This is a genomic window from Nesterenkonia aurantiaca, from assembly GCF_004364585.1.
GTDB classification, from domain to species: domain Bacteria; phylum Actinomycetota; class Actinomycetes; order Actinomycetales; family Micrococcaceae; genus Nesterenkonia; species Nesterenkonia aurantiaca.
In genome coordinates this window covers 221,130-247,541 of the sequence record NZ_SOAN01000002.1, presented here as the reverse complement: position 1 = coordinate 247,541, position 26,412 = coordinate 221,130, and the positions used below count along the sequence as shown (strand labels likewise).

At 64.2% G+C, this 26,412-nt stretch carries 23 protein-coding genes and 1 pseudogene; 15 read left to right on the top strand and 9 right to left on the bottom strand.

The window, feature by feature from the left end; translation table 11 throughout:
* Nucleotides 1-167: 167 nt before the first annotated feature.
* From EV640_RS04160 to EV640_RS04150, 3 genes are read right to left on the bottom strand one after another with little or no spacing between them, the layout of a single operon-like run.
* Nucleotides 168-1,217, bottom strand: a complete 1,050-nt coding sequence (locus EV640_RS04160) for an ABC transporter substrate-binding protein (RefSeq protein ID WP_036477733.1) — start codon at nucleotides 1,215-1,217, stop codon at nucleotides 168-170.
* Entirely contained in the window at nucleotides 1,214-2,044 is an 831-nt protein-coding gene (locus EV640_RS04155; RefSeq protein ID WP_133725886.1) for an ABC transporter ATP-binding protein, read from the bottom strand. The genes EV640_RS04160 and EV640_RS04155 overlap by 4 nt, the downstream gene beginning before the upstream one ends.
* Nucleotides 2,041-3,132: a FecCD family ABC transporter permease gene (locus tag EV640_RS04150; protein ID WP_255342491.1), complete on the bottom strand. Its 1,092-nt coding sequence runs from the start codon at nucleotides 3,130-3,132 to the stop codon at nucleotides 2,041-2,043. The genes EV640_RS04155 and EV640_RS04150 overlap by 4 nt, the downstream gene beginning before the upstream one ends.
* Before the next feature lie 184 nt (nucleotides 3,133-3,316).
* Here EV640_RS04150 and EV640_RS13820 point away from each other — a divergent pair.
* The 3 genes and pseudogenes from EV640_RS13820 to EV640_RS04140 form a co-directional block, all read left to right on the top strand.
* Nucleotides 3,317-4,072: pseudogene (locus EV640_RS13820) on the top strand (ABC transporter transmembrane domain-containing protein); the annotation flags it as partial.
* A gap of 351 nt (nucleotides 4,073-4,423) precedes the next feature.
* Nucleotides 4,424-4,963 (top strand): ATP-binding cassette domain-containing protein, encoded by a 540-nt coding sequence (locus tag EV640_RS13815; protein WP_424991610.1) that lies wholly within the window; start codon nucleotides 4,424-4,426, stop codon nucleotides 4,961-4,963.
* A gap of 65 nt (nucleotides 4,964-5,028) precedes the next feature.
* Complete coding sequence (locus tag EV640_RS04140) at nucleotides 5,029-6,624, top strand: ATP-binding cassette domain-containing protein (protein WP_133725885.1); 1,596 nt, start codon at nucleotides 5,029-5,031, stop codon at nucleotides 6,622-6,624.
* Between the two features lie 135 nt (nucleotides 6,625-6,759).
* Here EV640_RS04140 and EV640_RS04135 read toward each other — a convergent pair whose 3' ends face one another.
* A complete protein-coding gene (locus tag EV640_RS04135; RefSeq protein ID WP_084479739.1) occupies nucleotides 6,760-7,578 on the bottom strand; it encodes a bacteriorhodopsin-like in 819 nt (272 codons plus the stop codon).
* Nucleotides 7,579-7,824: 246 nt separating this feature from the next.
* Between EV640_RS04135 and EV640_RS04130 the strand changes: the two genes are divergently transcribed.
* Entirely contained in the window at nucleotides 7,825-8,247 is a 423-nt protein-coding gene (locus tag EV640_RS04130; protein ID WP_166645871.1) for a MarR family winged helix-turn-helix transcriptional regulator, read from the top strand.
* Between the two features lie 85 nt (nucleotides 8,248-8,332).
* Here the strand turns inward: EV640_RS04130 and EV640_RS04125 are convergent, their stop codons facing one another.
* Complete coding sequence (locus EV640_RS04125) at nucleotides 8,333-8,998, bottom strand: HAD-IA family hydrolase (protein WP_133725884.1); 666 nt, start codon at nucleotides 8,996-8,998, stop codon at nucleotides 8,333-8,335.
* Between the two features lie 374 nt (nucleotides 8,999-9,372).
* Here EV640_RS04125 and EV640_RS14025 point away from each other — a divergent pair, with 374 nt between their 5' ends.
* Nucleotides 9,373-9,597 carry a BON domain-containing protein gene (locus EV640_RS14025; RefSeq protein ID WP_133725883.1) on the top strand — a complete coding sequence of 75 codons (225 nt, stop codon included), beginning with the start codon at nucleotides 9,373-9,375 and terminating at the stop codon, nucleotides 9,595-9,597.
* A 154-nt stretch (nucleotides 9,598-9,751) separates the two neighbouring features.
* Nucleotides 9,752-10,912 carry a carboxylate-amine ligase gene (locus EV640_RS04115; RefSeq protein ID WP_051501465.1) on the top strand — a complete coding sequence of 387 codons (1,161 nt, stop codon included), beginning with the start codon at nucleotides 9,752-9,754 and terminating at the stop codon, nucleotides 10,910-10,912.
* Nucleotides 10,913-11,051: 139 nt separating this feature from the next.
* On the opposite strand, the gene EV640_RS04110 is transcribed toward EV640_RS04115, so the two are convergent.
* Both EV640_RS04110 and EV640_RS04105 read right to left on the bottom strand, forming a co-directional pair.
* The gene (locus EV640_RS04110; protein ID WP_036477741.1) at nucleotides 11,052-11,510 is read right to left on the bottom strand and encodes a pyridoxamine 5'-phosphate oxidase family protein; all 459 of its coding nucleotides are present in this window, start codon (nucleotides 11,508-11,510) and stop codon (nucleotides 11,052-11,054) included.
* 108 nt (nucleotides 11,511-11,618) lie between these two features.
* Nucleotides 11,619-12,707, bottom strand: coding sequence for a universal stress protein (locus tag EV640_RS04105; RefSeq protein WP_161634847.1), 1,089 nt, complete (start codon nucleotides 12,705-12,707; stop codon nucleotides 11,619-11,621).
* A gap of 362 nt (nucleotides 12,708-13,069) precedes the next feature.
* Between EV640_RS04105 and EV640_RS04100 the strand changes: the two genes are divergently transcribed.
* From EV640_RS04100 to EV640_RS04060, 9 genes are all read left to right on the top strand, one after another.
* Entirely contained in the window at nucleotides 13,070-14,677 is a 1,608-nt protein-coding gene (locus tag EV640_RS04100; protein WP_166645870.1) for a sensor histidine kinase, read from the top strand.
* On the top strand, nucleotides 14,674-15,339 hold the full coding sequence (locus EV640_RS04095) for a response regulator (RefSeq protein ID WP_036477744.1): 666 nt from the start codon (nucleotides 14,674-14,676) through the stop codon (nucleotides 15,337-15,339). Before EV640_RS04100 ends, EV640_RS04095 begins: the two co-directional genes overlap by 4 nt.
* Before the next feature lie 196 nt (nucleotides 15,340-15,535).
* A complete protein-coding gene (locus tag EV640_RS04090) occupies nucleotides 15,536-17,236 on the top strand; it encodes a sensor histidine kinase (protein WP_036477747.1) in 1,701 nt (566 codons plus the stop codon).
* Nucleotides 17,233-17,907 (top strand): response regulator transcription factor, encoded by a 675-nt coding sequence (locus EV640_RS04085; protein ID WP_036477750.1) that lies wholly within the window; start codon nucleotides 17,233-17,235, stop codon nucleotides 17,905-17,907. The genes EV640_RS04090 and EV640_RS04085 overlap by 4 nt, the downstream gene beginning before the upstream one ends.
* A 211-nt stretch (nucleotides 17,908-18,118) precedes the next feature.
* Nucleotides 18,119-19,273: a bactofilin family protein gene (locus EV640_RS04080; RefSeq protein WP_133725881.1), complete on the top strand. Its 1,155-nt coding sequence runs from the start codon at nucleotides 18,119-18,121 to the stop codon at nucleotides 19,271-19,273.
* 148 nt (nucleotides 19,274-19,421) lie between these two features.
* Nucleotides 19,422-20,429, top strand: coding sequence for a universal stress protein (locus EV640_RS04075; RefSeq protein ID WP_051501469.1), 1,008 nt, complete (start codon nucleotides 19,422-19,424; stop codon nucleotides 20,427-20,429).
* 285 nt (nucleotides 20,430-20,714) lie between these two features.
* Nucleotides 20,715-21,230 carry a sigma-70 family RNA polymerase sigma factor gene (locus EV640_RS04070; protein ID WP_166645869.1) on the top strand — a complete coding sequence of 172 codons (516 nt, stop codon included), beginning with the start codon at nucleotides 20,715-20,717 and terminating at the stop codon, nucleotides 21,228-21,230.
* A complete protein-coding gene (locus tag EV640_RS04065; RefSeq protein WP_133725879.1) occupies nucleotides 21,227-21,508 on the top strand; it encodes a hypothetical protein in 282 nt (93 codons plus the stop codon). Before EV640_RS04070 ends, EV640_RS04065 begins: the two co-directional genes overlap by 4 nt.
* Before the next feature lie 1,096 nt (nucleotides 21,509-22,604).
* A complete protein-coding gene (locus tag EV640_RS04060; RefSeq protein ID WP_084479744.1) occupies nucleotides 22,605-23,984 on the top strand; it encodes a YfcC family protein in 1,380 nt (459 codons plus the stop codon).
* A 34-nt stretch (nucleotides 23,985-24,018) separates the two neighbouring features.
* Here EV640_RS04060 and EV640_RS04055 read toward each other — a convergent pair whose 3' ends face one another.
* Nucleotides 24,019-25,578 carry an ABC1 kinase family protein gene (locus EV640_RS04055; RefSeq protein WP_235181121.1) on the bottom strand — a complete coding sequence of 520 codons (1,560 nt, stop codon included), beginning with the start codon at nucleotides 25,576-25,578 and terminating at the stop codon, nucleotides 24,019-24,021.
* 199 nt (nucleotides 25,579-25,777) lie between these two features.
* Entirely contained in the window at nucleotides 25,778-26,353 is a 576-nt protein-coding gene (locus EV640_RS04050; RefSeq protein ID WP_036477762.1) for a helix-turn-helix transcriptional regulator, read from the bottom strand.
* Nucleotides 26,354-26,412 lie beyond the last annotated feature (59 nt).

Genomic DNA, 26,412 nt, shown 5'->3' with positions numbered 1-26,412 from the left:
TGACAAGTTCGTGAGACAGACCACGTCTCAGCGAAATGTCACTCCCATGTCAGCGCCTGACCCCTGTGACAAGATCCGCGGGGCCCGTCACCGCAGAAGAAGACCGCCTCGATCGACGGCAACAAGCACCCCGTGATCGAGGCGGCCAGCGTCGCGACCGGGACCTCCTAGAACGCCTCGGGGTAGAGCTCGACGGCGATGGTCTCCACGGCATCGATGTTGCCCAGCGTTCCCGGGTAGAGATCACTTTGGTCTACCGCGATCAGCCGATCATTCTCCACCGCGGGGGTACCGGGGAATGTAGTGGTCAGGTACTCCCGGGTCTGTTCCTCATTCTCGGGCCCCGAAGTGCCGAAGACGATCGCTTCCGGGTCTCGTTCGATGATCTCTTCGGGGTTGACCTCGGTGGCGAAGAACGCTTCAAATTCGGGGGCGTCGGGATCGAAGACGTTCTCCCCTCCGGCTTGGAGAATGATGTCTGCCTCAACCCCCGCCCCGATGGCGCCCAAGGAGTTGCCTTCGACGTAGACCTGTGCGACCGACAGCCGGTCCTGCTCCGCGATCGCGTCCTCGACGGCAGCCAGACGAGCCTCGGCGTCGTCGTTCAGTGCCGCGGCCTCCTGCGGGACACCCATGATCTCGCCCAGGTTGGTGATGTCGGTCATGACGTCGGTGACCTCTGCGGTGTTGCGCCGATCAGCACAACCTCCGGTCGCGACGTAAGCCTGTGCACCGTTATCGGCCAACTGGTCGAGACTCGCGAAGCCTTGCTCTGCGGTGAACTCATATTCAGTCGGCGAGACGACGAAGTCCGGGCTGGTCGCCAGCAGATCCTCTCGGGCGGGTGGCATGTCTGTGCTGAGCACCGGGATATCACTGGCTTGGTCGGCAACATCCTCGGGCAGTGGTGAGGTCTCGGTCTGGGCTTGCCCCACGAGCGACTCTGCAGTGACTCCGAGACGCAGAAGGAGCTCGGTCTGGGAGGGCATCATCCCGACCACACTGGTGGGCGCGGCGTCGAAGGACAGCTCTCGTCCGCAGTTCTCGACGGCGACGGTCTCATCGGCCGCCGTGGTCTCAGAGGTCTCAGCGCCGTCTGAGGAGACGCCTCCCCCACACCCGGCGAGGGTCAGCGGCAGCAGCGCCGCCAGCGCGGCGGAGGCGGTGAGAGCCCTGGACCGTGGTGATCGTGAAGCGGTGGCGGGGACGGTGTTCATGGTGTGGAGAGTCCTTTCGGAGTGGTGGTCAGAGCGTTGCTCTGCTGGGGTTCATCTCGCGGTGTGCGGACGTCGAAGAGGAAGTGAGGCTGACCCGTCGCGGGGTGGGTCACGGCGGTGGACTCCACGGTGAAGACACGGCGGATGAGCTCAGTGCCGAGCACGTCCTCGGGAGAACCGTGACTGACCAGCGATCCGTCTGCCAGAACCGCGATCTCGTCGCAGCTGCGGGCGGCGAGATTGAGGTCGTGGAGAGCGATCATCACCGTCCGGTTTGTGGCGCGGATGAGATCGAGGAGCTCAAGCTGGTGCGCGATGTCCAGGTGATTCGTGGGTTCATCCAGCACCAACACCGGAGTGTCCTGCGTCAAGGCCCGGGCGAATAGGACCCGTTGTCGCTCTCCCCCGGAGAGGGCCGAGAACGACCGCTGGGCTAGATGCCGCGCTCCAACCTGATCCAAGGCCCGCTGCGCGTGGGCGATATCGGCATCCGAGTCCCGTCCGAAGCCCTTGCCGTGAGGGATGCGACCCAGAAGCACGAGTTCCAAAACGGGCATGTCGAACTCTTCGTTGTGCTCCTGGGTCATGAAGGCCACCCGTTGGGCCAGCTGCCGCCGGCCAAGACTGGCGATCGGAATGCCGTCGTAACGGACGGTGCCCCCGGAGGGGGTGTCGATGCCGCAGAGGGCACGCAGCAGCGTGGATTTTCCGCTGCCATTGGGGCCGATCAGGCCAAGGACCGCGCCAGTGGGAACTTCCAGGCAGACGTCCTTGATGACCCTGCGCCCGCCGCGGTGGGCGTCGAGGTGATCAACGGTGACCTTCATCGTCCGCCCCCAACGCTGTCGGCACGGTCGCGGCGCAGCAGCCAGAGGAAGAAGGGTGCGCCGACCAGGGCGGTGAGCACTCCCAGTGGGATTTCTGACGGAGCTGCCAGTGTCCGGGCCAGCAGGTCACAGGTGGTGAGGAACACGGCCCCGGAGAGGACTGCCACGGGGAGCATCCTGCGGTGGTCCGAGCCCACGATGATGCGTGCGATGTGAGGAATGATCAGCCCGACAAATCCGATGCCGCCCGATACCGCGACGACGGCGCCGGTGAGCAGGGCCGCTGCGATGAGCACTGTGGTGCGGAGCCTGTTGACGTTGATGCCCAAGGAGCTGGCCGCGTCATCCCCGACGAGCAACGCGTTCAGCGCCCGGGCGCGCAACGCCGTGAAGATCCCTACTCCGACCAGGGCCACGACAGGCAGGGCGAGACTCTGCATCGTGGCGGCCGAGACGGATCCCAGAAGGAAGAACATGATGCTGAAGACGTTCTGGGCGTCGGTGGAGATCGTCAGATAACTCGTGATGGCGCTGAACAGCGACCCCAGCGCGACCCCGGCCAGGATCAGGCGCTGCGGAGCGATCCGGCCGTTCTTCCGCGCCAACAGGTATACGGCTGCTGTCGCGATGAGCGCCCCCACGAAGGCTGAGGCCCCGATGCCTAAGGAGCTGACACCGACGCCGAGGACGATGAACGACACCGCCCCAACTCCTGCCCCCGCGGAGACTCCCAGAATGTAGGGCTCCGCCAGGGAGTTATGCACCACGGCCTGCAGCAGCGCCCCCGCCAGGGCCAGGGCGGCACCAGTCAGGGCAGCTAAGAGGATCCGTGGCAGCCGGAACTGCCACACGGCGCTGTCCTGCAAGGGGGTCAGGGTCCCATCGCTCATCCAGGGCATACCTGGAACCATGTGCCCCACGATGATCTTCATCGCTTCGAGGGGGGCTACGGGGATTGTTCCGACACTGGTGGAGACCACCACGACTGCAACCAGGAGGACGGAGAGGGTCGGGACGAGGATTCTCGTCGCCAGCTGACCTCGCCGAGGTGGTCGATTCGCGTCGGGATTTTGGTCTTCCAAGGGCACATCGGATCGAGCTCCGTTGCGACTCCGGATGAACTTGAGACTCAGGGAAGTCTTCACAGAGTGCAAGGTCCAAGAGACGCCTCAAGGGAGCCACAGGCCACACGAGTTGGGAAGCGAAGAAGCACTCGGCTACCGTATTGCAAATGCTTCTCGTTAGCAATTACTCTACAGTGAGTGCCAGCTCATGATGATCGTCCCTGAACTCTGGCGCGAGGCCGCGAAGTTCCCCGCTCCTCTTGCCTGGAGCATCATCTGGCTCGTCCTGGTGTTCGCGACACACGCGGCTCAAGCCCTCGCCATCGCCTGGACCCTCGCAAGTGTGATCAGCGGGCAGACCGACGAGGTGTGGCTCGCACTCGGCATGATTCTCGGAATCGCTGTGCTCCGCCTGCTGCTGTCTCTTGTGCAAGCCTCTTCCGCGGCCAGACTCGGAGGACTCGTCCGGCGTCGCCTCCGAGAACAAGCGATCCCCGCTGCCCTCGTGGCCCCGCGCCTCCATGACACCACTGCCCGAGACGGTGCCATCAGAGCCAGCCTCGGAGATGGGATCGATGGCACCGACGCCTACGTGTCGAAGTACATCCCGGCCACCGCCCAAGTGGTCCTCGCCTGCCCACTGGTCGTGATCACCGTGGCAATCCTGAACCCGTGGGCTGGGGTATGGGTAGGACTCGCGGTTGTACTGGCGCTCACGGGACCATTGCTGTGGAAGAAGGTCGCAGCCCGGCGGGGACTCAACCATTGGGATTCCTACGAGGATCTGAGCGCAGACCTCCTGGAATCCCTGCGCGGCATGGCCACCCTTCGCGTCCTTGGTGCCGTGCCAGAGACTCGGCATCGTCTCCACGACCGATCAGAAGCGCTCCGTTCCGCGACAGAACGGGTGATGAGAGTATCTCTGGCAGAAACCGGCGTGACGGACTTCGCCATTCAGGCCGGAGTAGTCGCGGCCGGAACCACAGCGGCCCTCCACGCAACCACCGGACAGCCTCCAGCACTGGAGACGTATCTGGTCCTCCTCCTGGCTTCTGAGGCGTTTCGTCCGATCCGCGATCTCTCCCGGCACTGGCACGCCGGCTTCATGGGCCTGACAGCCGTGCCCGAACTCATTCGGCTGGGCGCCTTCAACGGATCCGAAGAACATGCCCGGCCGGAGACTCCGATCGGGTCAGAATCTCCAGCTACAGCCCGAGAACTCCGCATCCAGGCGTTGACCTACCGCTACCCAGGCACAGACCTCCCGGTGCTCGAAGACATCACACATACAGTCAGCCGGGGAACCCTCAGCGCTGTGGTGGGCACATCCGGGGCCGGCAAGTCGACATTGTTTGATCTCCTCTTGGGGTTCCTGACCCCTGAGAGCGGTGAGATCCTGCTCGATGGCCAAACGTTGCACAGCAACGACCTCGCCGTGGTGTCTCAACGTCCGGTCCTCTTCACCGGCACCATCCGCCAGAATCTCACTGTCACTGGTGCGCGTTCCGACACCGAACTCGAAACCGCCTGCGCGGCATCCGGAATCCTCGACGAGATCCTCTCGTTCTCGCGGGGTTTCGACACGGAGGTCACCGAAGCAGGGCTGAGCCTCTCCGGCGGACAGCGTCAGAGGCTTGCACTCGCCAGGGCGCTGCTTGCCCGACGACCCGTTCTGCTGGTGGACGAGCCCACCAGTGCCCTGGATGCTGTCCGGGCCGCTGAAGTGATCCACACCCTGCACCGGGTCGCAGCCGACCGGATCGTCCTGATGATCAGCCACCGTCCCGAAAGTCTTCTCGACGTCGAATCCGTCCTGCACTTGGACAATGACCATGTGGATCGCATCGTCCCGTGATACACCCTTCCTCACCCAACGCTTTCTTCTCGCTGCTCCCCGTGCTGCGCGCTGAAAGACGGGGCATGATCACCAGCTACCTCATCGGCACCGCCAGTGCGCTCACGCTGACCGCGATCGTAGTGCTCACCGCCTGGGCCGTAGGCCACGCCATCGTCGAGGCGAGCCCTCCCGGTCCAACCATGTGGGTGACACTCATCGGACTGGTCTTGGCCAGGACGATCCTGACGTGGAGAGAAATGGACATCTCCCATGCCCTGGCTTACCGGGTTCTGGCGCGTCTGCGCATGGCGCTCTTCGACTCCTACTCGCACAGTGTTCCCGCACGACGCCGAGAACACTCCGGAGAGACCGCGAGCGTGGTCATGGACGACATCGAGAAGCTGGAATTCTTCTACGCCCACACCCTCGCTCGAATCGCGACCTCCCTCACCGTCTTCCTCACCACCCTTTTCACCGCAACGCTCCTTCTGCCCGAAGCCGGACTGGTGATGACCATAGGAGCGATCACGATCGCGGCAAGCGTCCTGCTCGGCAGACGCAGCATGCGCGATCTCGGAGCTAAGGAACAGCTCTTCCGCAACCAGCTCTCCACCGAGCTCGTCGACGCGCTCGGAGCGTTGCGAGAAGTCCTCAGTTTCGGACTCATCCGCCCCATCACCGCTGAAGCTCTCGCCACCACCGACCGAGCCACGGCTATCAGCCGCAGACGCGCACTTCTCGCTGAACTCATCACAGCGATCCGCGATCTCACCGTGACTGCCGTCATGATGGGAGTCATCGCGACCAGCGCCTCGGCCGCGGGCCTCTTCAGCGATCCGAACGAACCTCGATTCACCGCAGCCGCTCTTCCGGCCTTGATCGCTCTGTCGTTGGCCGGCGTCACTGCCGTCACTGAGGCGACCACCACGGTGACTCAGCTGCATCCGCTCACAGCAAGCGCCGACCGAGTCGCACACGGCATCCAGCGGCCCCCAGCCGTTGACCGCTCCCCGGGGTCCAAGAGTCTCCCGTCAGGGCCATTGGGACTGCGCTTCAAGCACGTGTCCTTCAGCTATGACGACCAGACCGACGTGCTCTCCTCCTGGTCTGCAGAAGTCACGGCCGGGGAACATGTCGGCATCGCCGGTCCCTCCGGGTCGGGGAAGAGCACCGTCATCACCTTGGCTGCTCGTCTCTGGGACCCCACCCATGGCAGCATCGAGCTCGTCCCCAGATCCGGCGCAGAGATCTCTCTGAGAAACATCGAAGATCCCTGCCTTCGAAAAGCCATCGCCGTTGTCGACCAGGATGCCACCCTGTTCCACGGAACGGTGCGGGAGAACCTGTTGCGAGGTGCCGATCCGATACGCGACGCCGAACTCCTGGCTGTACTGGACAGGGTGAAGGCCTTGGAGTGGGTCACCCTCGAGGACCATATCGGTCAAAACGGCCTGCGGCTCTCAGGGGGACAACAAGCCCGGCTCTGCCTTGCCCGCGCCCTCATCCGGAGACCAAAGATCCTTCTCATTGACGAGGTGACTGCCAGCTTGGACTCGGAGACCGAACGCATCATTTCTAACGTCATCGCGGATTATGAAGGCACAGTACTCGTGGCCTCACACCGAAGCGAGACCCTGCAAAGGCTCGACCGGGTCCTACATCTCCCCCCAAGCCGCTGAATGCCATTCGGGGTTGCCGCATGAAGAGGTGGCATCTTGACCTGCGGGCAACCCCCGAGAGGCAGTCGCCCCCAGCATGTCGTGCCTTGCTGCCCGACTTGCTGGAGGGCCACCACGCGGTCAATCATGCCGGCGTCAGACGGTTTCCCTCGCGAAGGCGCCGTGGGACATCTCACGCTCCGCGAAGGCGGGGTCTTCCGCGAATGACTTGATCCGGGCCACCCGGTAGATGATCAGCGCATATACAGCCTTGGCAGTGATATCAGCCACCGAGTACCCGATCTGCATGCCAACCCAGGCATCCGCCCCAGAGACATTGAGCATCGGCAGCAGGTAGGCGATGGGGTAGACCGCCCAGCTGCCCAGCAGAAGCCAGCGCAGATTGCTCAGCGAACGACGGACACCCGCCGGTTGCAGGTCGAGCGAGGCGGTCAGCTGGACGAACAGCACGTAGAGGATATACAGGAACGGGATCATCGAGAGCCCGAAGAAGATCCCCCGCACCATGTTGTCGTCGCTGATTTCACCCGGATACCCGAGAGCGATCATCAGGACCGCGGCAGGAACCAGCCGCCACAGCAACTTGGACTGCAAGGCTCGGGCCAATGCGAGCACCGCGATCAGCTCGACCAGCAGCAGTGGCACCGTCAAGAGCCAGTCCACGTACCGGTAGCCCTCGTTGAACGAGGCACCTGCCGCCTGGGTGTAGATGCCGTCGCCACCGACGGCGTCAGTGACGAAGGCATCCTTGAAGGAGTCGAAGATGCGGAGGTAGTGGTATGCCGCGATGCCGCAGACCACGATGGCCACGGTGATGGCCTGCCGGTAGCGGGGCAGGATCCGGGGCAAGCAGATGAGCAGGAACAGGGCAGTGAAGAGCTGCGAGGCGATGACCAGGGACAGGAAGTTGTAGACGGTGTCGAACTGTCCTTGTGTCAGGGATTCGGGTATCACGGGTCCTCCATCGGACAGGCCGCGCTCCACTTTGCAGGCCGCGGCGATACTTCAGTGGGTATCTTAGATACTAAACTATATATCGACTCTCGGCCATCCTGCTGTCGTAGGATCAGGCGAAACACGATGTCCGAACGCGTAGCGAACATGTCATAGTCTCGATAGGAGGAGCAGGTGGCCCAGGACCAGCAAGACAGGCATGCGCTGACAGGCTTTCCCAACGCTGCCATCCACCTCCTGAGGGGCTTGGAGGAAGAGCGGCAGCGCCTCGCAGAGGAGCACTCCCTCTCCCCCACGGACCTCCGAGGCCTCTTCCGCGTTGCCGAGTCGGGAGACCTGACCCCCAAGGAGCTGGCTGGCCATCTCGCTTTGAGCAGCGGAGCGGTCACCGGCATCTCAAGACGCCTCGTCGACGCGGGGCTTCTTCAACGCGTCGCCCAGCCGGAGGACCGGCGCAGCGTGCGACTGCAGCTGACCAGCGAGGGACACCGGACCATCTCTGCGATCCACGCCGACTTCATCGCTATGGTGGCACGAGCCACCCACGGACTCCCACAGGAGGATGTGACGACGGCGACCGATGTCCTGTGGCGGGTCACCGGCGCATTATGGGAACGACAGTCCGCGATCCGCGCCCCCGGGCGCTCCCTCCCGGCAGATATCCCCTGAGGCGCGCTGTTCGCTGCGGCTCCTGACTCGCCATGGGGCGAGACTCGATCGCACGCGGGGCGTAGCGACCCGCTCACCTCAGGAGCTAGAGGGCCAGCAGCCCGTCGACGACGTCGATCAGGTCTTCGCCGCGGACGTCGGCCGGGAGAAAGACCTCACCGGGCTCACCCTCGAGCCGCGAGCACCAGCCTGCAAGGGCCCCGGCCTTCTTGGCGCCGTGGCAGTCCCATGCGTGCACCGCCACCAGCGCCATGCGATCGATCTCGCAATTCAGCGCCTTCGCGCTGTGGTGGTAGACCTCTGGTGCAGGCTTCCACACTCCCACTGAATCTGAGGTCACCACCTCGTCCACATAGGACTCGAGTCCCGCTCCGGCCAAGAACGAACGGGTGTTCTCCGGATCACCGACAGTCAGACAGCCGACCGTGATCCCGGCCTCGGAGAGCTTGCGCAGCGCGGGGAGTGCATCGGGGAAGGCTTGAACGCTGGCGAAGCCTCCCATGACGTAGTCGATATCCGTATCCGACAGCGCCTGTTTAGTCTCGGTGCGCAGCGACTGACGAGCCGTCCGGGTGAAGTCTGCGACATCACCGGCAAGCGTCAACGCCATAGCGTCCCGCTGGAACCGCATGAAGAACGGACCCAGCACCGAGGCAGGCTGCCCGACCTCCTCAAGCCTGGCACCGAGAGGGTCCAGGTCCAGGAGAGTCTCCAGAACATCGAAAACAACCGCTTCAACACGACCAGTCATGCGGGACTCCTTTTCCATGGGGTGTCAGACCCGTCTGGTGTCCACATGCTATCCCCAGCGCAGCGTGCAGGGCACACGCCCGGGACTTCGCCTCCGGGCCAGGAAGCAGAGAGCGAATGGACCCTGCAGTGCACGGTGCGGGTGCAGGTGCGGGTGCGGATGGGGGTGTGGGTCGAGCGTGCGGGACCAATGGCCCTGCACAGATCGCGCAAACAATACGACGGTGGAGCCACAAGACAAGACGCGGGCAATGATTGAAGGGCTACAACTATGAGGACTACCGGGCCGGGCGCGACGCCCGTCACCGACCATGAGATACGTTCGCCCGTCGAGCTCGAAGCGCCGGGGGCTCTGGTTCAGATTTCTGCGACGCGGTGCCCCCATCGGTCCCCGCCATCCTCAGCGTCGGACCTGGGAGTCCGTTGAGCCGCGCACTTTCACCCCCTGCAAGCCGAGTCTTCGTCACCCGGGTCCAAAGCACCGCCGTCCTCCGAGGATTCGTGAAGTCTCGAGACGAGAGGAAACAGGCCGGGCTCGCGGTGGCGGCTTCCCCGGCCGTGACCCACGTCGACAATCGCCTCAAGATCCGCCGGCGCTGAACCACTCCGACATCACATGGATAGGACATCACGGTGACATCTCCACCCTTGCACCTCCTCGCATGCCCCGCCCTGGGGAGGATCTCGAGAGGCCCGACACTCGCCTGCCCTCATAAAGAGTCATCCCGATCCCCCGAACCAGCGGTCCCGAGTGATGTCTGAGAGTTTCGCTCGTCTCTCCCCCGCGGTGTCGATGGGGATCGAGGAAGAGTTCTTGCTCATCGACCGGGAGCTGATGCTGCCCGCCACCCCGACCGTGCACCAATCCAACGCGTTGCAGGACATCAGGCCGGGCCAGGGCGCAACCTCTCAGGAATGGCTCTCCTGTCAGGTCGAGCACGCATCTGCAGTGCTGCAGGACGCGCCAGCTGCCACCACGGCTCTGCTGAGATTTAGACAGAACCTCGCATCCGTGGCGGAAGGGTTCGGACTGATTGCCGCGCCCATCGGGACCGCTCCCACCATTGCGGAGTTCGGCGCCGCGGTCAGCAACGACCCCCGGTACCGGCAGATGACAGATCTGGCACCAGGGATTGCTGCTGATCAATACATCAACGGGATGCACGTCCATGTCAGCGTCCCAGATCCCGAGACCGGAATCCGAGCACTGAACGGGATTCGCCGGTGGCTTCCACTGCTGACCGCGCTGGGCGCCAACTCGCCCTTCTGGCGAGGTCTCGACTCTGGCTTCGCCAGCTGGCGATCCATCCATTACCGGCGCTGGATGGTCAACGGGGTGCCACCTGCCTTCCGTGATTTCACCGACTATGAGAATCGGATCGATGCTCTGGTGAACTCCGATGTGGTGGCCGACCGCGGTGGCATCAGCTGGTTGGCCCGGCTCTCGCAGCTTCACCCGACGATCGAGATTCGAGCCTGCGACGTTCAGCTCCAGGTGCTCGACGCCGTGGTTCTTGCAACGTTGATCCGAGCGCTGGTCTGCGCCGCGATCGACCAACCCTCGCGGGTTCAACCTGAACCTGAGCTCCTGGACGTCGCTCATTGGCAGGCCGCGAAATTCGGCCTCAGCAGTCGGTTGCTCGACCCGTTCACCGGGGCTCCGGTCCTCGCCGACGTGGTGGTGTGGCAGGCGTTCAATCAGGCATGGCCCTACCTGGTCGAGTTCGGCGACGAAGAACTGGTCCGCTCCGGGCTGGAGCTGTTCCTGGCCCAGGGAACCGGAGCCACCCGGCAACGCAAGATGGCGCAGCTCTCAGGTCTCACCGGTGTCATCAATCACTCGGGAGGGGCGATCGCCGACACCGAACGCCCACCTCTGGCGAGCAGCCATCGACCTGACCCCGTGCGGTACTGAATCAGCTGGATGATGCCCACCCAGCGGGGCACCCGCCCAGCTGAGCGCCAGGCGAGCCCGCTCACCCCGTATGCACCCACATCCGAAAAGCGTCAGCCGCGATCGGAGATCCGGATACCCGGGGTCCAGCGATGGTGGATCAGCCGCCCTCGGAGCCCTCTCCCAGCTCGCGCTCCGGATGCGGGCCGAACTGGAAGTGTCGGCCGCTGACCTCCGTGGGGGTGATGCTCACGTAGTGGTCCTTCACGGTGGGAACCCACGGTCGCAGACCCAACGCCTCTGCCTGTTCGATACTCGCCGAGTTCTGCAGCCAATGCGCTTCTCCGCGGACCGTCACGGACCAAGCGTCGTCTGAGGAGATCTGATCCGCTTCGAACAGCACCTTTTCGTTGATCGCAAGCTCGGCCAGCTTGGTTCCCGGCGCAGTTCGGAAGATGAGGGTGCGGTCGGGGGCCACCGCATAGTTGATCGGGAAGATGTCTGGCCTCCATCCCACCACGAGGACGAGTCTCCCGTGACTGGCGGTCTCCAGAAGATTCCAGATCTGGTCAGCATCGAGGATGAGCACTGGCTCATTCTCTGCGTGTTCAAACAGCATCAGCCGATCTCTCTTTCTGCAGCTTCCAAATCTCCAGGACCGCGGAGCGGGCGGCTTCTGCTCTGGAGCCCATCGCCAAGGAGGGCTCCACCGTGTGGGGCGATCCGCTCATGCATCTGACCGGGTGGTCCCGACTCGCAGCTTCGCCCGGGAACCTTCAACCTTTGAGGTCGGAACGACCAGGACGGGACAGGCCGAACGGTTCAGGACTGCCTGACTCACCGAGCCCAGCAGCAGGCCCGCGAACCCGCCATGACCTCGGGTGCCGATCACCACGAGCTCGGCGGTCCTGGACGCCTCGGAGAGCACGCCTGCTGGTGAGCCATCGAAGAACTGCCACCGCACGCTGAGCGCCGGGAACTTCTCCCCAACTTCAAGGACCAGCTTCTGGAGGTTCTCGATATAGGGCCGACGCAGATTCGGGAGCTCGAGATTGTGTTCGACCGTGTTGGGGTACCAATGACCCTTGGCATTCAATGGAGCCGCCGACACCAGGGTCAGAGGCCGCTCCAGCAGCTGCGCGGTCTGCGCCGCCAGGTCCACGACCTGGCCTGAGGAGCTGTCCACGCCGACGACGACCTCGGAGTCGAAGTTGAGCTCCTGCGCCACGTTGGCGAACTCACGACGGGAATGCTCTCTCGGGGCGGACTCCTCCATCTGAGTCAGGGGCTCGGCCGCCATCCCATCCCCGAGCGGATGCTCCTGCGATGGGGCAAGCAGCTCCTCGGCGGACTCGCTCTCCCACTTGGCCGGAATGACCAGGGTCGGGCAGCCTCCGTGCGCGGACAGCTTGGCCGAGACGCTGCCCAAGACTCGACCTGCGAATCTGTTCCGTCCACGCTTTCCCACGACTGCCAGCTCGGCGAAGCGACTCTCATCGACCAGTGTCGCGCCCGGGTCGCCTTCGACCGCGTGGGTGGTGACCTCGATCCCCGACTGTTCTGCCTGTGCCGCGTAGCCGTCGAGCATCTTCTGGGTCTCTTTGAGCGCCGTCTCGACGAACTCACCCATCAGCGGGATGGCGTAGGCGTCGCTCACCACCGGGCGAGCGAAGGTGCCCACCAACCTCAGCGGCAATCCACGGCGCTCAGCCATCCTGAGCCCTGCTCGAAAGGCTCGCTCGCTGTCTTCCGAACCATCGATCCCGACCAGAACAGCCGGCGTGCGGGGCTCACTTGCGTCACGTGGAGGAGTCATAAGCGGACCGTATGCGCTTGCGCACCATTCGAAGTAGAGTCTTAGGACCCTAGTGAAGTCTTTTCGATCAATACAACGCATGATTTCGAAGACTCTCCGGAGGGTCCTCCAGACATAATGGGACCACGATCGAGATGGCAGCCCCGGTTGAAATCTCGAACCAGACACCTGGACTCCGGGGCGATCCCTGGAACCGCCCGCATCATAATTTCATAATTCTTCTTTAAATATCAAAATACACTGTATGGCTATTTGGTATAATGATGGGTTTAATCGTGTTCATTCCACGCTCAGATTCAGCACCCCGGCCGGAAACCGAACGCCGAAACTCGAATCCGCAGGTCGATGCGCAAGATCACCGGATGATGGGTGCGCAGCCGGGCCTGCGCGGCCTCTGGGAGGCAAGCCTCCTGGTCACCGGCGAACTGGACCTCTCGAATGTGCTGCGTCAGATAGCCGAATCCGCACTCACCCTGGTGGATGCGCAATACGGCGCACTGGGCGTCATTGACCCGGAAGGTCAGCTGGAGCAGTTCATTCACGTCGGAATGCCAAAAGAGCTGGTGGCGAAGATCGGTCATCTTCCCGAGGGCCACGGGGTCCTTGGCGCCGTCACCGACACCTCATGCCCGATCAGACTCACGGACCTCAACAAAGACCCTCGAGCAGTCGGCTTTCCCGAGCATCACCCACCGATGGACACCTTCCTGGGCGTGCCCATCAAGATCCGCGAAGTGACCTTCGGGAATCTCTATCTCACGAACCGATCCGGCGGTCCCTTCACCCAAGAGGACGAGGAACTGGTCAAGGAGCTCGCGACGGCAGCGGCTACTGCGATCAACAACGCACGACTCTACGGCGAGGCGCAACGGGCACAGCAACTCAGCGCCGCACTGGGTGAGGTCAGCTCCGCGCTGCTGGCATCACCCGATACCGACGCCTTCGGCGTGCTTGCCCAGAGCGTTGCGTCACTGACCGGGGCACAACTGGTCAGCGTCGTGGTCTCCGAAGCCGTCGGCAGCAAGCTCCGTGTCGAGACGGCTCGAGGAGAGGGCGCATTCTCGATCGAAGGCACCACCATGCCGTGGACCGACTCCGTCGTCTCCCGCGCAATGAAGGGACAGCCCGGCATCACGCCGAGGGACGGGGACGCGCCGGCTCCCTTCATCGGTGATGTCCCAAGCGCCTCCATCATGGCAGTGCCTCTGGTCATCTCCGGAGACCGGGTCGCCGCCCTGTGCGCCACCCGCTTCGCAGAGGAATCCCCCTTCACCGAAGGTCACCTTGAACTGCTCACAGAGTTCGCCACCCAGGCCGGTCTCGCTGTGGCACTTGCCTGGTCCCGAGTGGATCGGCAGCGACTGGATATGGTCGAAGAACGCGCCCGCATCGCCCGAGACCTTCACGACAACGTCATCCAGCGGCTCTTCGGCACGGGACTGGGGCTGCAGGCCCTGGCATCATCGCGGCCTGCCCAGGCAGCCACCCTCGAAACACACGTCACTCAGATCGACGCCGCGATCGCTGACATCCGCACCGCGATCTTCGCGCTGCAGACTCAGGCACCTACACAGAATGCCAGACATCGCCTCCTGGAGGTGGTGTCCGAACTCTCCCCCAGGCTTTCCACGATTCCCCGTCTGGTCTTCATCGGTCCCGTCGACCTGATCCTGGAAGGCACCCTCGCCGATGACGCCGTCGCCGTGCTTCGGGAGTCACTGACCAATGTCGCACGCCACGCCCAGGCTGAGACCGTCTCGGTAGAGATCAACGCCGCAGAAGCCCAGGTCTCCATCACCGTCGAGGACGACGGCCTGGGGCTCTCCTCCTCCTTGTCCCGCCGCAGCGGGACCAAGAACCTGCACGCCAGGGCCAGCGCTCATGGCGGCGAATTCCAGCTGACCTCGCGCAGCTCCGGAGGCACCAGAGCCCACTGGTACGCCCCGGTGAACGCCCCGAGCTCCACATGACCCGGGTCTTCCTCGTCGATGACCACGAGATCGTGCGTCGCGGCATCACCCAGCTCATCAACGCCGAACCAGGTCTGGAGGTCGTCGGAGAATCGGCCACCGCACGGGGTGCCCTCGAGCGGATCACGGCCACACGGCCCGACGTCGCGGTGCTGGATGTCCATCTGCCGGACGGCAACGGCATAGAGCTATGCCGGCACATCCGCTCGGCGCACCCGGAGATCCCCTGTCTGATCCTCACCGCCTACGACGATGACGCGGCCAGCATCGCCGCCGTCGTCGCCGGCGCCTCGGGCTATGTGCTGAAGAATGTGCGGGGCAGACATCTGGTCGAGTCGATACTCCAGGTCTCCCAAGGGCAGACGCTGGTCACCCGTGATCTGTCCAACCGGGTTCGTTCCTCCCTGACCAGGCAGACACAAGCGGCAGCGCAGGAGAAGTCGAGTCGGGACCCACAGGTGAGGCTGACCCTGCGTGAGACCCAGGTCCTGGCACTGATCACGGAAGGCCTCACCAACCGGCAGATCGGGCAGCGGCTGAACCTGAGGGAAAAGACCGTGAAGAACTACGTCTCAGGCCTGCTGGCGAAGCTGGGCATGACATGCCGCACCCAGGTTGCCGTCTATGGCGCCAGGTTGAGCACCGAAGACCCCACACGTTGAAGAGCTGAGTCACCCCAGCTCCAAAACGGCGGCCCCGTTGAGCGCCTGGGCCCCAGTCGGCCCCGGACGCTTCCCTTCAGCCGCAGTTCAGTGTTGTAGTCGAGGGGCACCGTCCTGCAAAGTCGTGAATCGCAAAATCGCCCTCAGGGCGCCTTCGCACCGGATAGGCCCTGATGGCAGTAATGAGTCCGTCTCCATGCTCGATCACCCTTCCGTTCCGGAGCTCCCAGATCGCCATGTTGACGACGCGGGCGAGACGAACCACGCCAGTGCGGTCCGGAGTGACCGCTTCCTGACGGACCATCACGGTCTGTTGAGCCTGCTCGAGGCGAGTCAGCTTGTGACAGAGGACCTAGACCTCGACCAGGTCCTCCGCCACCTCGCAGAGTCGGCCCGAACCCTCGTGGACGCCAGATTCGCTGCCCTCGGCGTGGTAGATGACGAAGGGGCATTAGAGCGGTTCATCCACGTGGGGATGTCCCCAGAGCTCGTCGAGCAGATGGGTGCCCCGCCACGGGGACTCGGCGTTCTAGGCGCCGTCCTGACCGGGAGCGAGCCCATCAGGATCAGGAACCTGTCTGATGATCCTCGCTCCGTCGGCCTGCCGCTTGCTCACCCGGAGATGCAGGCGTTCCTCGGGGTCCCCATCATGATCCGCGGCGGCACCTATGGTGCCCTCTATCTCACCAATTCCTCCGAGAAGTCGTTCACCGCCAATGATGAGGCTCTGGTTCAGGCGCTGGCGGCCACCGCAGCGACCGCGATCAACAATGCACGCCTGTACGAACGAACCCGCCGGGCACAGGAGCTCAGTGCCGCGCTGGGGGACGTCGCGGCGAGGCTGTTGAATGCGGAAGGCGACGAGGTGTTCGGGGTCCTCGCGGAGAGCGTGGTTTCACTCACCGGGGCGCAGCTGGTCAGTGTCGTGGTCTCCGAAGCGGTGGGCCAGGCGCTCTTCGTCGATACCGCTCGGGGGGCACGCGCGGCACGGCTTGAGGGCGCCTCAGTTCCCTGGATGGACTGTGTCCTCTCACGAGCCATGAATGGAGAGCCCGGAATCACTCCCCTGGAGGCAGACGAACCAGTTCCGTTCGCCGAGGATATCCCCAGCGCGTCGATGATCGCGGTACCTCTCGTCGTCGCCGGCGACCGGGTGGCCGCCCTATGCGCCACCCGCTCCGCGACAGAGCCGCGCTTCAGCGCAGATGATCTCGAGCTGCTCACAGAGTTCGCCACCCAGGCTGGTCTCGCTGTTGCCCTGGCGTGGGCACGGGTAGACCGAGAGCACCTGGAAATGGTCGAAGAGAGGTCCCGCATCGCGCGAGATCTCCACGACAATGTCATCCAGAGACTCTTCGGAGCCGGGATGGGACTGCAAGCGCTGGCATCAGCCCATCCGCAGCAGGCAGCCCGGCTGGAGCCCCACGTGGCGCAGATCGACGCGGCGATCGCCGATATCCGCACCGCGATCTTCGCTCTCCAGACTCAAGCACCGCAGATGAATGTCAGACACCAGCTCCTCGAGGTCGTCTCCGAACTCTCACCCACTCTGTCAACGGTTCCGCGTCTGACGTTCACCGGACCCGTCGACCTGATCCTGGAAGGTTCCCTCGCCGATGACGCCGTCGCTGTCCTTCGTGAGTCGCTGAGCAATGTCGCACGCCATGCCCACGCCGAGACCGTCTGGGTGGAGGTCAGCGCCACAGAGACCGACATCACGATCACCATCGACGATGACGGGGTAGGGATCTCCCCGAACTCGGTGCTCAACAGCGGCACCAAGAACCTCAGGGCCAGGGCGCATGCCCACGGAGGGGATTTCCAACTATGTCCCCGCAGCTCCGGAGGAACCCGGAGCCGCTGGCACGCCCCCGTCAACTCTCCGAGACTCACATGACCAGATCGACGCGTGTCTTCCTCGTCGATGACCACGAGATCGTTCGCAGCGGCATCGCCGGACTCATCGACGCCGAACCAGGCCTGGAAGTCGTAGGTGAATCTGCCACCGCACGCGGGACCCTCGCCCGAATCAAAGCCACACTGCCCGATGTCGCCGTGCTGGATGTCCATCTGCCGGACGGCAACGGCATAGAGCTGTGCCGCCGGATCCGCTCGGCGCACCCGGAGATCCACTGCCTGATCCTCACCGCCTACGACGACGACGCGGCAAGCATCGCCGCTGTGGTCGCCGGCGCCTCGGGCTATGTGCTCAAGAACATCCGAGGCCGGCATCTGATCGAGTCGATCCTTCGAGTCTCTCAGGGTGAGAACCTGGTGACCCGCGACCTGGCCCAACGGGTGCACTCATCCCTGACCAAGCAGGCACAGGCGGCGGCTCAGGAGAAGTCCACGCGCGTCCCGTGGGTTGACCTGACCCTGCGGGAGAACCAGGTTCTGGCGCTCATCACCGAAGGACTCACCAACCGGCAGATCGGACACCGCCTGGGCCTGAAGGAGAAGACCGTGAAGAACTACGTCTCAGGGCTGCTGGCGAAGCTCGGGATGGACCGCCGCACCCAGGTCGCCGTCTATGGCGCCACGATGAGCGTCGGAGACTCCGAAGGTTAGACCCCCGCCCTCGGGCTCTTCCCCGCCCCGCGGCTGATGAGACTAAAGGCCCTACACACGCTTCGCTCTCCACCACAGAATGAGGTCGGAGAAGGTCGACGAGGATGCTCCGTTCCGTGGCCATCTCGCAGCACCGTGGTGTCTCAAGCGCGCGAGGTCTCTCAAAGCCCGCGCAATGACTCACCCCAATGGCCTGAGAGAGGCACCAATCATGAGCGCACCTATAAAGCCCGGGCGCCTTATCGCCAGCACCGTGATGGCAGGGGTCCTGCTCATCGGGTCTGCGGCAGGGGCCTTCGGTGCAGCGTCAACACCGATCAACTCACCCTCCACACCCAGCTCAACCACCAGCGAGGTGACAGACGGCGACGGTGAGGGACCACAGTTCTACAGCGGTTCCGTCATCGACGTCTCAGACACGATCCAGGGTGATGTCTACGTGGCCGGCCAGAACGTCACCGTCAGCGGCGACGTCACCGGCGACGTCATCGTGGCGGCCCAGACGATCAATATCACCGGCACAGTCGATGGCAACGTGCGTCTTGCAGCCCAAGATGTGGTCATCAGCGGTGAGGTTGAACGCAGCGGCACGGTGTTCGCCGCCAGTGTGAATCTCACCGAGGAGGGGTCCCTCGGAGCCGATCTCGTCGGTGCTGCCGGTGAAGTCAGCATCGACGGAAGCATCGAGCGAGACTTGGTGATCAGCGCCGAAGACTTCTCCATCGATGGGTCCGTCGGTGGAGACGTGACCTACTACAGCGACCAGAGCGCCTCGATCACTGACGGTGCGGTCGCTGGTTCGGTCGAGCGCATCGCCCCCGATCCGGCTCCTGAGGCAGAGCCCTCACCCTGGGGCGTCTTCCTCGGTTGGGCTCTCGGGCTGCTCTACGCTCTGGTCGCGTTGAGCCTCATCACGTTGGTCGCCGTGTTGGTGTTCCCGCGCCGACTCACGGAGGTGACGAACCAGCTGAAGCGTTCTCCGTGGAAGGCGCTCCTGGTGGGGTTCGTGGCGGCGGTCGCGGTTCCCGTGGCGCTCCTGCTTCTCATGATCACCATCATCGGGGCCCCGCTGGCCCTGGCTGGGATCTTGGTATGGGCGCTGATGACTCTGGCGACATTCGCCTCCGGCTCCTACGCCATCGGACGCCTTGTGTTCCGGGACTCTCAGCGCCCTGTGGTCATGGCACTGGTGGGCGGGGTGATCCTGATCGTCGCGCTGCATGTTCCGTGGCTGAACATTGCGGTGTGGCTGGCGATGGTCCTCTTCGGCCTTGGTGCGCAGCTCCTGGACTTCTATGACAGGCGGCCTCGGCGGGTCCCTCCCGAGCCGTATGCCGAACCGGCTTTAGCAACAACGGTTCCCTGAGCAGCCCGGACCGCGAGGTCCGTCACGCAGCGCGGATCCTTGAGTACCAGTTCAGAGCTCGCGTCGAGCCATGGCACCAGACTCGGCGACCACGCAACGGACAATCCCTTCCCCGTTCCCAACGTTCTCCCCCTCACGGAGGCAAGACATGAACATCGACACTCACTCAGCTCCCCGACCCCGCGCCTTCAACCTCGCGGCCCAGGGCCTAGGTGTGCTGGTCGGCTTCGACGGCTCTACCCGGTCTCTTCTGGCGCTGCACTACGGCGCGCTGGAGGCTCAACGCAGCCGACGTGTGCTGACGGTGATCACCGCGGTCAGCGGCCCCATTCCCGTCTACACCACCCTCGGCGCCTTGCCGGAGAAGTTCGAAACTCAGGCCGCCATCGATGCGGCAGGAATAGTCCTCAATGATGCCCGGAGGTACCTTCAGGCCTACCCAGGCAAGGTCACCTACCGGACCGAACAAGGCGAGGCTGCTGCTGTGCTGGCGGAGCTCTCCACGGTGGCAGAACTTGCGATTCTCGGAGCAAGGGGACGCGGCGGATTCCTCGGAAGAATCCTGGGCTCGGTGGCCTCCGCTTTGCCGGCCCACGCGCACTGCCCCACTATTGTGGTGCCCCGGCACTATGCGATCAACGTCGCAGAAGGGGCTGCGCGTTTCGCCCCTCAGGCAGACTCACGTCCAGTGATCGTGGGCATCGACGGCTCTGCGCAGAGTCGCGTCGCCGCCCTGCATGCGGCCCGAGCGGCTCAAGACCGTGGTGTCGCCCTGCACCTCTTGATGACGCTGCCCTCGCTGGAGGGCTGGTGGGACTGGTACCCGGATCTGGACCCCCTCGACCAAGACATCATCAGCCGGAGACAGTCACAGCTGGAGCGCTCGCTTCAGGCAGAGGCGGCCTGGCTGCACAGGCATTTTCCCTCGTTGGCCGTGACCGCCTCGGTCAAGCCTGGGGATCCTGTGACGCAGCTGAGCAAGTCCGCCCAGGAGGCACAGCTGACGGTGGTCGGCACACGAGGTAGGGGAACGTTCAGCGGCAATCTTTTGGGATCGGTCTCCCGCGGGGTGCTCCTGCGGGCGACCGGTCCAGTCATGGTTGTTCCAGACCTCCAGGATGACCGGCTCCGTGATCAGCCAGGGCCTATCCGCTAGAACCACCCTGACGCTGTCCCAGGGCCTTCGCCGCGAGGTCTCAGGCAAGGCCGGTATGGGACCAAGGTCCCTTCACGGACTGACGGAGTGATAGTTGAATGTTCAAGTAATGCCTATCCAAAGCTGAATCACCAAGTCGCCCTCAGAGAGTCTCTTTGCACCGGACACGACCCTGAGAGCAGCGAGGATCCGTTTCTATGCTTGTTCCACCCACCGCGAACCGCAACTTAAGCTTGGATGCCGCCTGTGCGCTGGATCCACTGGCCCCTCGAGGGGGTGCTCCCCATGCGTGCAGAGGCTGAGATGACGTTCAACGCTGAAGAAGCCTACGCCGCACACGGCAGAGTGCTGTTCTCGTTCGCACTCAATGCACTGGGTGATCGAGTCGAGGCCGAAGACTGCGTGCAGGAGACCTTCATTCGTGCCTGGCGCAGCCGAGAGCGGTACAGCAGCTCGCGTGGCTCAGTTCGGACCTGGCTGTTCGCGATAGCGCGAAACCTCGTCATCGATGCGCTGAGATCTCGCGCCCGGCGCCCAGAGCCCTCTGATGCGGGGAAGATCGAGTGGGCCAGTGAGCCTGTGACGGAGGACCTGCTGATAGTCGAGCGGTTGGCCCTCTATGAGTCCCTCGCTACGCTTACCTTTGAGCACCGTCAGGTGATCGCCGCCGTACAGCTGCTCGGTGGAAGCTACCAGGACCTATCGGAACAGACGGGTGTCCCGGTCGCGACGTTGCGGACGCGCATGTATTACGGGTTGAGATCTATGCGGACAGCATTGGGAAGTAGTGGCGCACGATGACAGAAACGCCTTCACGTCGCGAGGAGCTCATCGCCGGTGCGCTGGTGGGGGATCTCAGTGACGATGAGCGGCGCGAGTTCGACCGAACCCGGGCAGCAGACCCTTCGATCGATGCAGAGCTCGCAGAGCTGCGGGCTACGGCCGCGCGCATGGAGGCGACGGGGGTGGCCTGGCGGGAGGAATCCCCACCTCCGGGCCTTGAGGAGCGCATACTTGCCGAGACCTCCGAAGCCGACCGACTGACTCGCTCGGAGGAGAACGGGAAGCCTGCCCCATAGCTGCACCCCACACCGGTGGGGACGCCTCCCGCGTTCTTGCCCTTGACTCGCTCTCCCCGGGAGAGGAGTGTTGCGATCAGGCCTCGGGAACGAGCGGCACTGCACCAGCAACACCTCAATGCCGAGGCACTCAGCTTCAGGAGCAACCCCATGGCCACCGGCGGCAGCTGCACCACCGACGGCGGCCCGTCATGAGCATCACCCGGCAGGAGTGACCCGCACCGTGGACGGCTTTCACTGTGAGCTCCGCATCACAGCAGATGCCTTCCATAGACGCGGACACCGGATCCCCGACCGGCACATCGGCCCCACACGGGAACCCGCGTACGAGGGCCGCGCTGACCTGATCCGCAACGGATCATAGTAAGGAACGCTGACTCATGATTCGACTCATAACCCCATTCGCCAGGATCCGCTGGACCGATCAGTTCCCTGAGCTCTTTCTGGGCACCGAGGACCCCGATGACGTAGAAGGCCTCCGGTGGTACGAGGAGCATCAGCTGAAGATGAGTGAAGGATTGTTGGAACTCGCTCTGAGGCGCGGCGTTCCGTGCCGGCAGGGTCTGCTGCTCACGAGAAGTTCCCTGCTGCCCCTGCAGCGGTATATGGATGCACGCGCGGCGCACTTCAATGCGTTGGAGTCTGATCGGGCACACGGGCCGCAGTTCGTCGCAGGGATGCGTTTCACCGAGTCGACGAATGCTGCTCTCTCGAGCGCTCGACGCGCCGTGGAGCTGGTTCTGCGTCACCCACGGGACCGGAGGATAGAGGCACACTGGCAGGCACTCGGTGGATCCTCCCCAGCAGCCGGTTCCCAAGAATCCCTGGAACCGGCCGCGGCGGCAGACCATCTCTGGACGCAGCCGACCGGGATGCGCGGAAGGGCGAATTCCCGATAGATCGTCTGTGCCAGCGGGGAGGCCGCGGCCCGAGGAAATGCCACTCTCGCGACCCGATCGCGTGTCGCCCATGGGTCAGCCAGACCGGTCCAGAGTGAGTTCACTCGGTCGTGACACGCGCGAAACACCGGCTCCGTAACGTCTCGGGGATGGTTGCAACAGATACGCCAGCACGCACCGTCAGACGCGGTTTCCAGATGCCTCACGTCTATGTCATCCTCTTCGTCCTCTCCGCGCTGGCCGCCCTCGCGACGTACGTCATCCCCTCGAACCAGTTCGAGCGCGTGGAAGGTCCAGACGGCCGAGAGGTCATCAACCCGGACTCCTATGGACCGGTGGAGGCGACGCCGACGTCGTTCCTTGATTTCGCGACCGCGGTCCCCCGCGGCCTCGTCGATGCCGGGGAGGTGGTGTTCTTCACGTTCATCATCGGAGGCGTCTTCATGGTCATCCGGCGCACCGGGATCATCGAGAACGCGCTCGACAGGCTGCTTCGAGCCTTCGCCAATCGCCGGCTTCTGCTGATTCCCGTCTTGATCACGGTCTTCGCAGCCCTGGCCTCCCTCATCGGCACTCAGGAACTGGCACTGGTCTACATTCCAGTGCTCATTCCGGTCATCATCGCTCTGGGGTACGACTCGATGGTGGCGGTGGCCATTGCGCTCGTGGGCACCACGGCGGGCTTCACCTCTGGCGTGCTCAATCCCATCAACACCGGCCTGGCCCAGCAGATCGCTGGCATCGAGACCTTCTCCGGTGCGGGCCTGCGCGGGGCGCTCTTCCTGGCGATGATCACACTCGGCTCATTCTGGGTCATCCGCTATGCCCGTCGCGTGGAGCAGGACCCCGCGAAGAGCCTGGTGTACGGGGAGGAGGATGAGCTGGAGAAGCAGCGCCTCTATGCCTCCGGAGCGGATGGTGAGGCGAAGCGGATGAATCGGCGGCAGAAGGTGTCGCTGCTGCTCTCGGCGCCAGTCCTCGGTGTCACGATCTGGGGCGTCTCCTCGCAGGGGTGGTTCATGATCGAGATGGCGGGGATGTTCCTGCTGATGATGCTGATCATAGGCCTGGTCAGCGGGCTGAACCCCTCGGCGATCTCCGCCTCCTTCTCCGAGGGCATGCGCAGCGTGCTGGAGGCCGCCATCATCGTCGGCGTCGCCCGTTCCGTGGCGGTGGTCCTGGAGGACGGCCAGATCCTTGACACGATCGTGCACTCTCTGGGGAGCGCCGTCAGCGGGATGCCCGGCGAACTCGCCGCCGTCGGCATGTTCGCCGTACAGACCGGCTTCAACTTCGTGGTGCCCTCAGGCTCCGGCCAAGCCGTGGTCACGATGCCGATCATGGCTCCGCTCGCGGATCTGCTGGAGGTCACCCGGCAGACCGCCGTGCTGGCCTTCCAACTCGGCGATGGACTCACCAACATCCTCTATCCCACCTCGGGGTACTTTATGGCCGCCTTGGCCATCGGCGGTGTCCGCTGGGAGAAGTGGCTGCGGTTCTATCTGCCGCTGTTCGGACTCTGGACGCTGGTCGCCATCAGCTTCCTGGTCTTCGCGCAGGTGACCGGTTGGAGCTGACGAGCTGCGGCTCGGGTCCGCGCTCAGCGCAGACCTAGATCCTGCCTCGCCGGGACGGGAAGACCGCATGCAGGAGCGGGATCAGGGAGGCCGCCATGATCACCGATCCGATCACGTCGTCCTCGGATCGCAGCAGGGTCCCGGTGACCAGCAGCCCGGTGAACAGCACCGCCGAGACCAGCCTCCGTCCCACGCGCTCCAGAGCCGCGGTGCGCCGATCGAGATCCGGGGTGCGCACCGCGATCCGGCCTTCCTCGATGCGACCCACGACGTCGGAGAGCCGGCCCGGGAGCCGCAGCGCCGTCGTCACGGTGGTCGCCACCTGACGGGCGGCGTCCTGGACCGCAGGGCGGCCTTGGTCGCGGATCAGCTGCTCGGCATAGGGTTCGATGGCGTCCCAGAGATTGAACCGGGAATCCAGGGTGCTGCAGACGCCCGAGATCAGCGACACCGTGCGCAGCATCAGCAGAAAGTTCTCCGGCAGCTGGAAGGGCAGCGAACGGACCAGGTCACCGAACTCCTTGGCGAAGTCCCGGAACTCCCTAGGGTCGACCTCCTTGAGCTCGGCGAAGCCCATGCCGCCGAAGCGGGCGAAGAGCTGGGTCATGGCTCGTTCAAGCTCCGCGGTGTCCGCGGACGGGAGCAGCACACCCACCTCTTGGATGGCGTCGACCAGGCCTTTTCCGTCTCGAGAGGCAGCGGCGATGAACACCCGGCGCAGCCCGTCGCGCAGCGTGTCCGGAATCTCGCCCATCATGCCGAAGTCGATGAAGGTCAGATGCCAGCCCGGCGATGCTCCGGCTTCTGCCGGCAGCTCACGGCCAGAAGGAGTCGGCGTGACGAAGATGTTCCCGGGGTGCGGGTCGGCATGGAAGAACCCGTGCACGAAGATCTGGTCGAACATCACGTTCGCGAATTCTGTGGCGACCGCCGTCGGGTCGATCCCCGCGGCCTTGAGCCGCGGCACATCGTTGATCTTGATCGCGGTCACGTCCTGCAGGGTCAGAACTCGACGGGTGGTGCGTTCCCACATCACCTCAGGCGCAGAGACGCGCGGATCCCCGTCGAAGTTCGCGACGAAGCGTTCAGCATTGGCAGCCTCGTTGAGGTAATCGATCTCTTCCATGCTGGTGGTGGCGAACTCCTCCACCAGGGCCGGCGCATCCACCCGGTTGCTCACCAGCTTGATCCGGGACAGCCATCGACTCACTCGGCGCAGTGCCGCCAGATCGACGTCGACGATCTCACCGATCCCGGGGCGCTGGATCTTCACGACCGCTGCATCGAAACCGGCGACCTCAGCGTCCTCGGCCGAAGCTACCGCGCGGTGCGCCTGGCCCAGCGAGGCGGCAGCGAGCGGCTCCGGGTCCACGGACGCATAGGCACGCTCCAGCGGGACCTCAAGCTCCTCTTCGGCAGCGGCTCGAATCTCAGCGAAGTCGACAGGACTGACCTCGTCCTGCAGCCCTTCCAGCTCCTTGGTGATCTCGGGGGGCAGCACGTCGAGTCGCGAGGAGAGGAACTGGCCGACCTTGATCATCAGCCCGCCGAGATCCACCGCGAGGCGGTGGAAGCGCTGAGCAAGCCGCCGCATGCGCCGAGCTCGGCCGACCGCGGCGAGCTGAGCCAGGCCGATTCGTGGCAGGAACAGTTCGAACCACCACACCTGGACCAGATGAAGAGCCGCGAACCGCAGAATTCGGCGGTACCGATTGCGCAGCGACTTAGCCGTTGGACTCACTCGATGCCCTGAAGGCTGCGGCCCCACGCGTCACCTGCCTCAAGCACGCGGTTCAGTCCTGAGCGAGGATGGCGTAGAGCTTCCGGCGCACCTGGTCGATCTCCTGCTCCGCCTGGTGGATCTGTTCGGGTGTTCCGGAACGGCCCACCTGCGCGGCTGCCTGCGCCAGTTCCATGCCCGCCTTGGAGAGGGTTCGGACCGCATGGCCGCGATGCTCAGCACCCTGCCACTGAGCGGGCCACTGTTCAGCGGCGGCCGCGGCCTCTCGGCCTTCCTCGGTGAGCGAATATGTCTTGCGTCCACCCTCTGACTCGGCGTGGATCAGTCCTTCATCGGCCAGGAGCTGCAGAGTGGGATAGACCGAGCCGGGGCTGGGCTTCCACGCGCCACCGCTGCGCTGTTCGATCTCATGGATGATCTGGTATCCGTGCATGGAGCGCTCGGCCAGAAGCGCGAGCACCGCTGCGCGCACATCTCCACGGTTCGCGCGCGGGGCCGCTTTGTCCTTGAAAGCACCGCGCAGCTGATCCATGGCGTCCCAGAGGTCCGCCGGCGGACCCCCTGCAGCGTGCCGGCGGTCTCCGAAGATGCCCCGGGCGTGTGAGTCGCCTGAAAATGATCCAGTCATGACAGCCTCCTAAGCGCCGCACCCACGATGGGTCCGATCAGACTTAACGATATATCGCC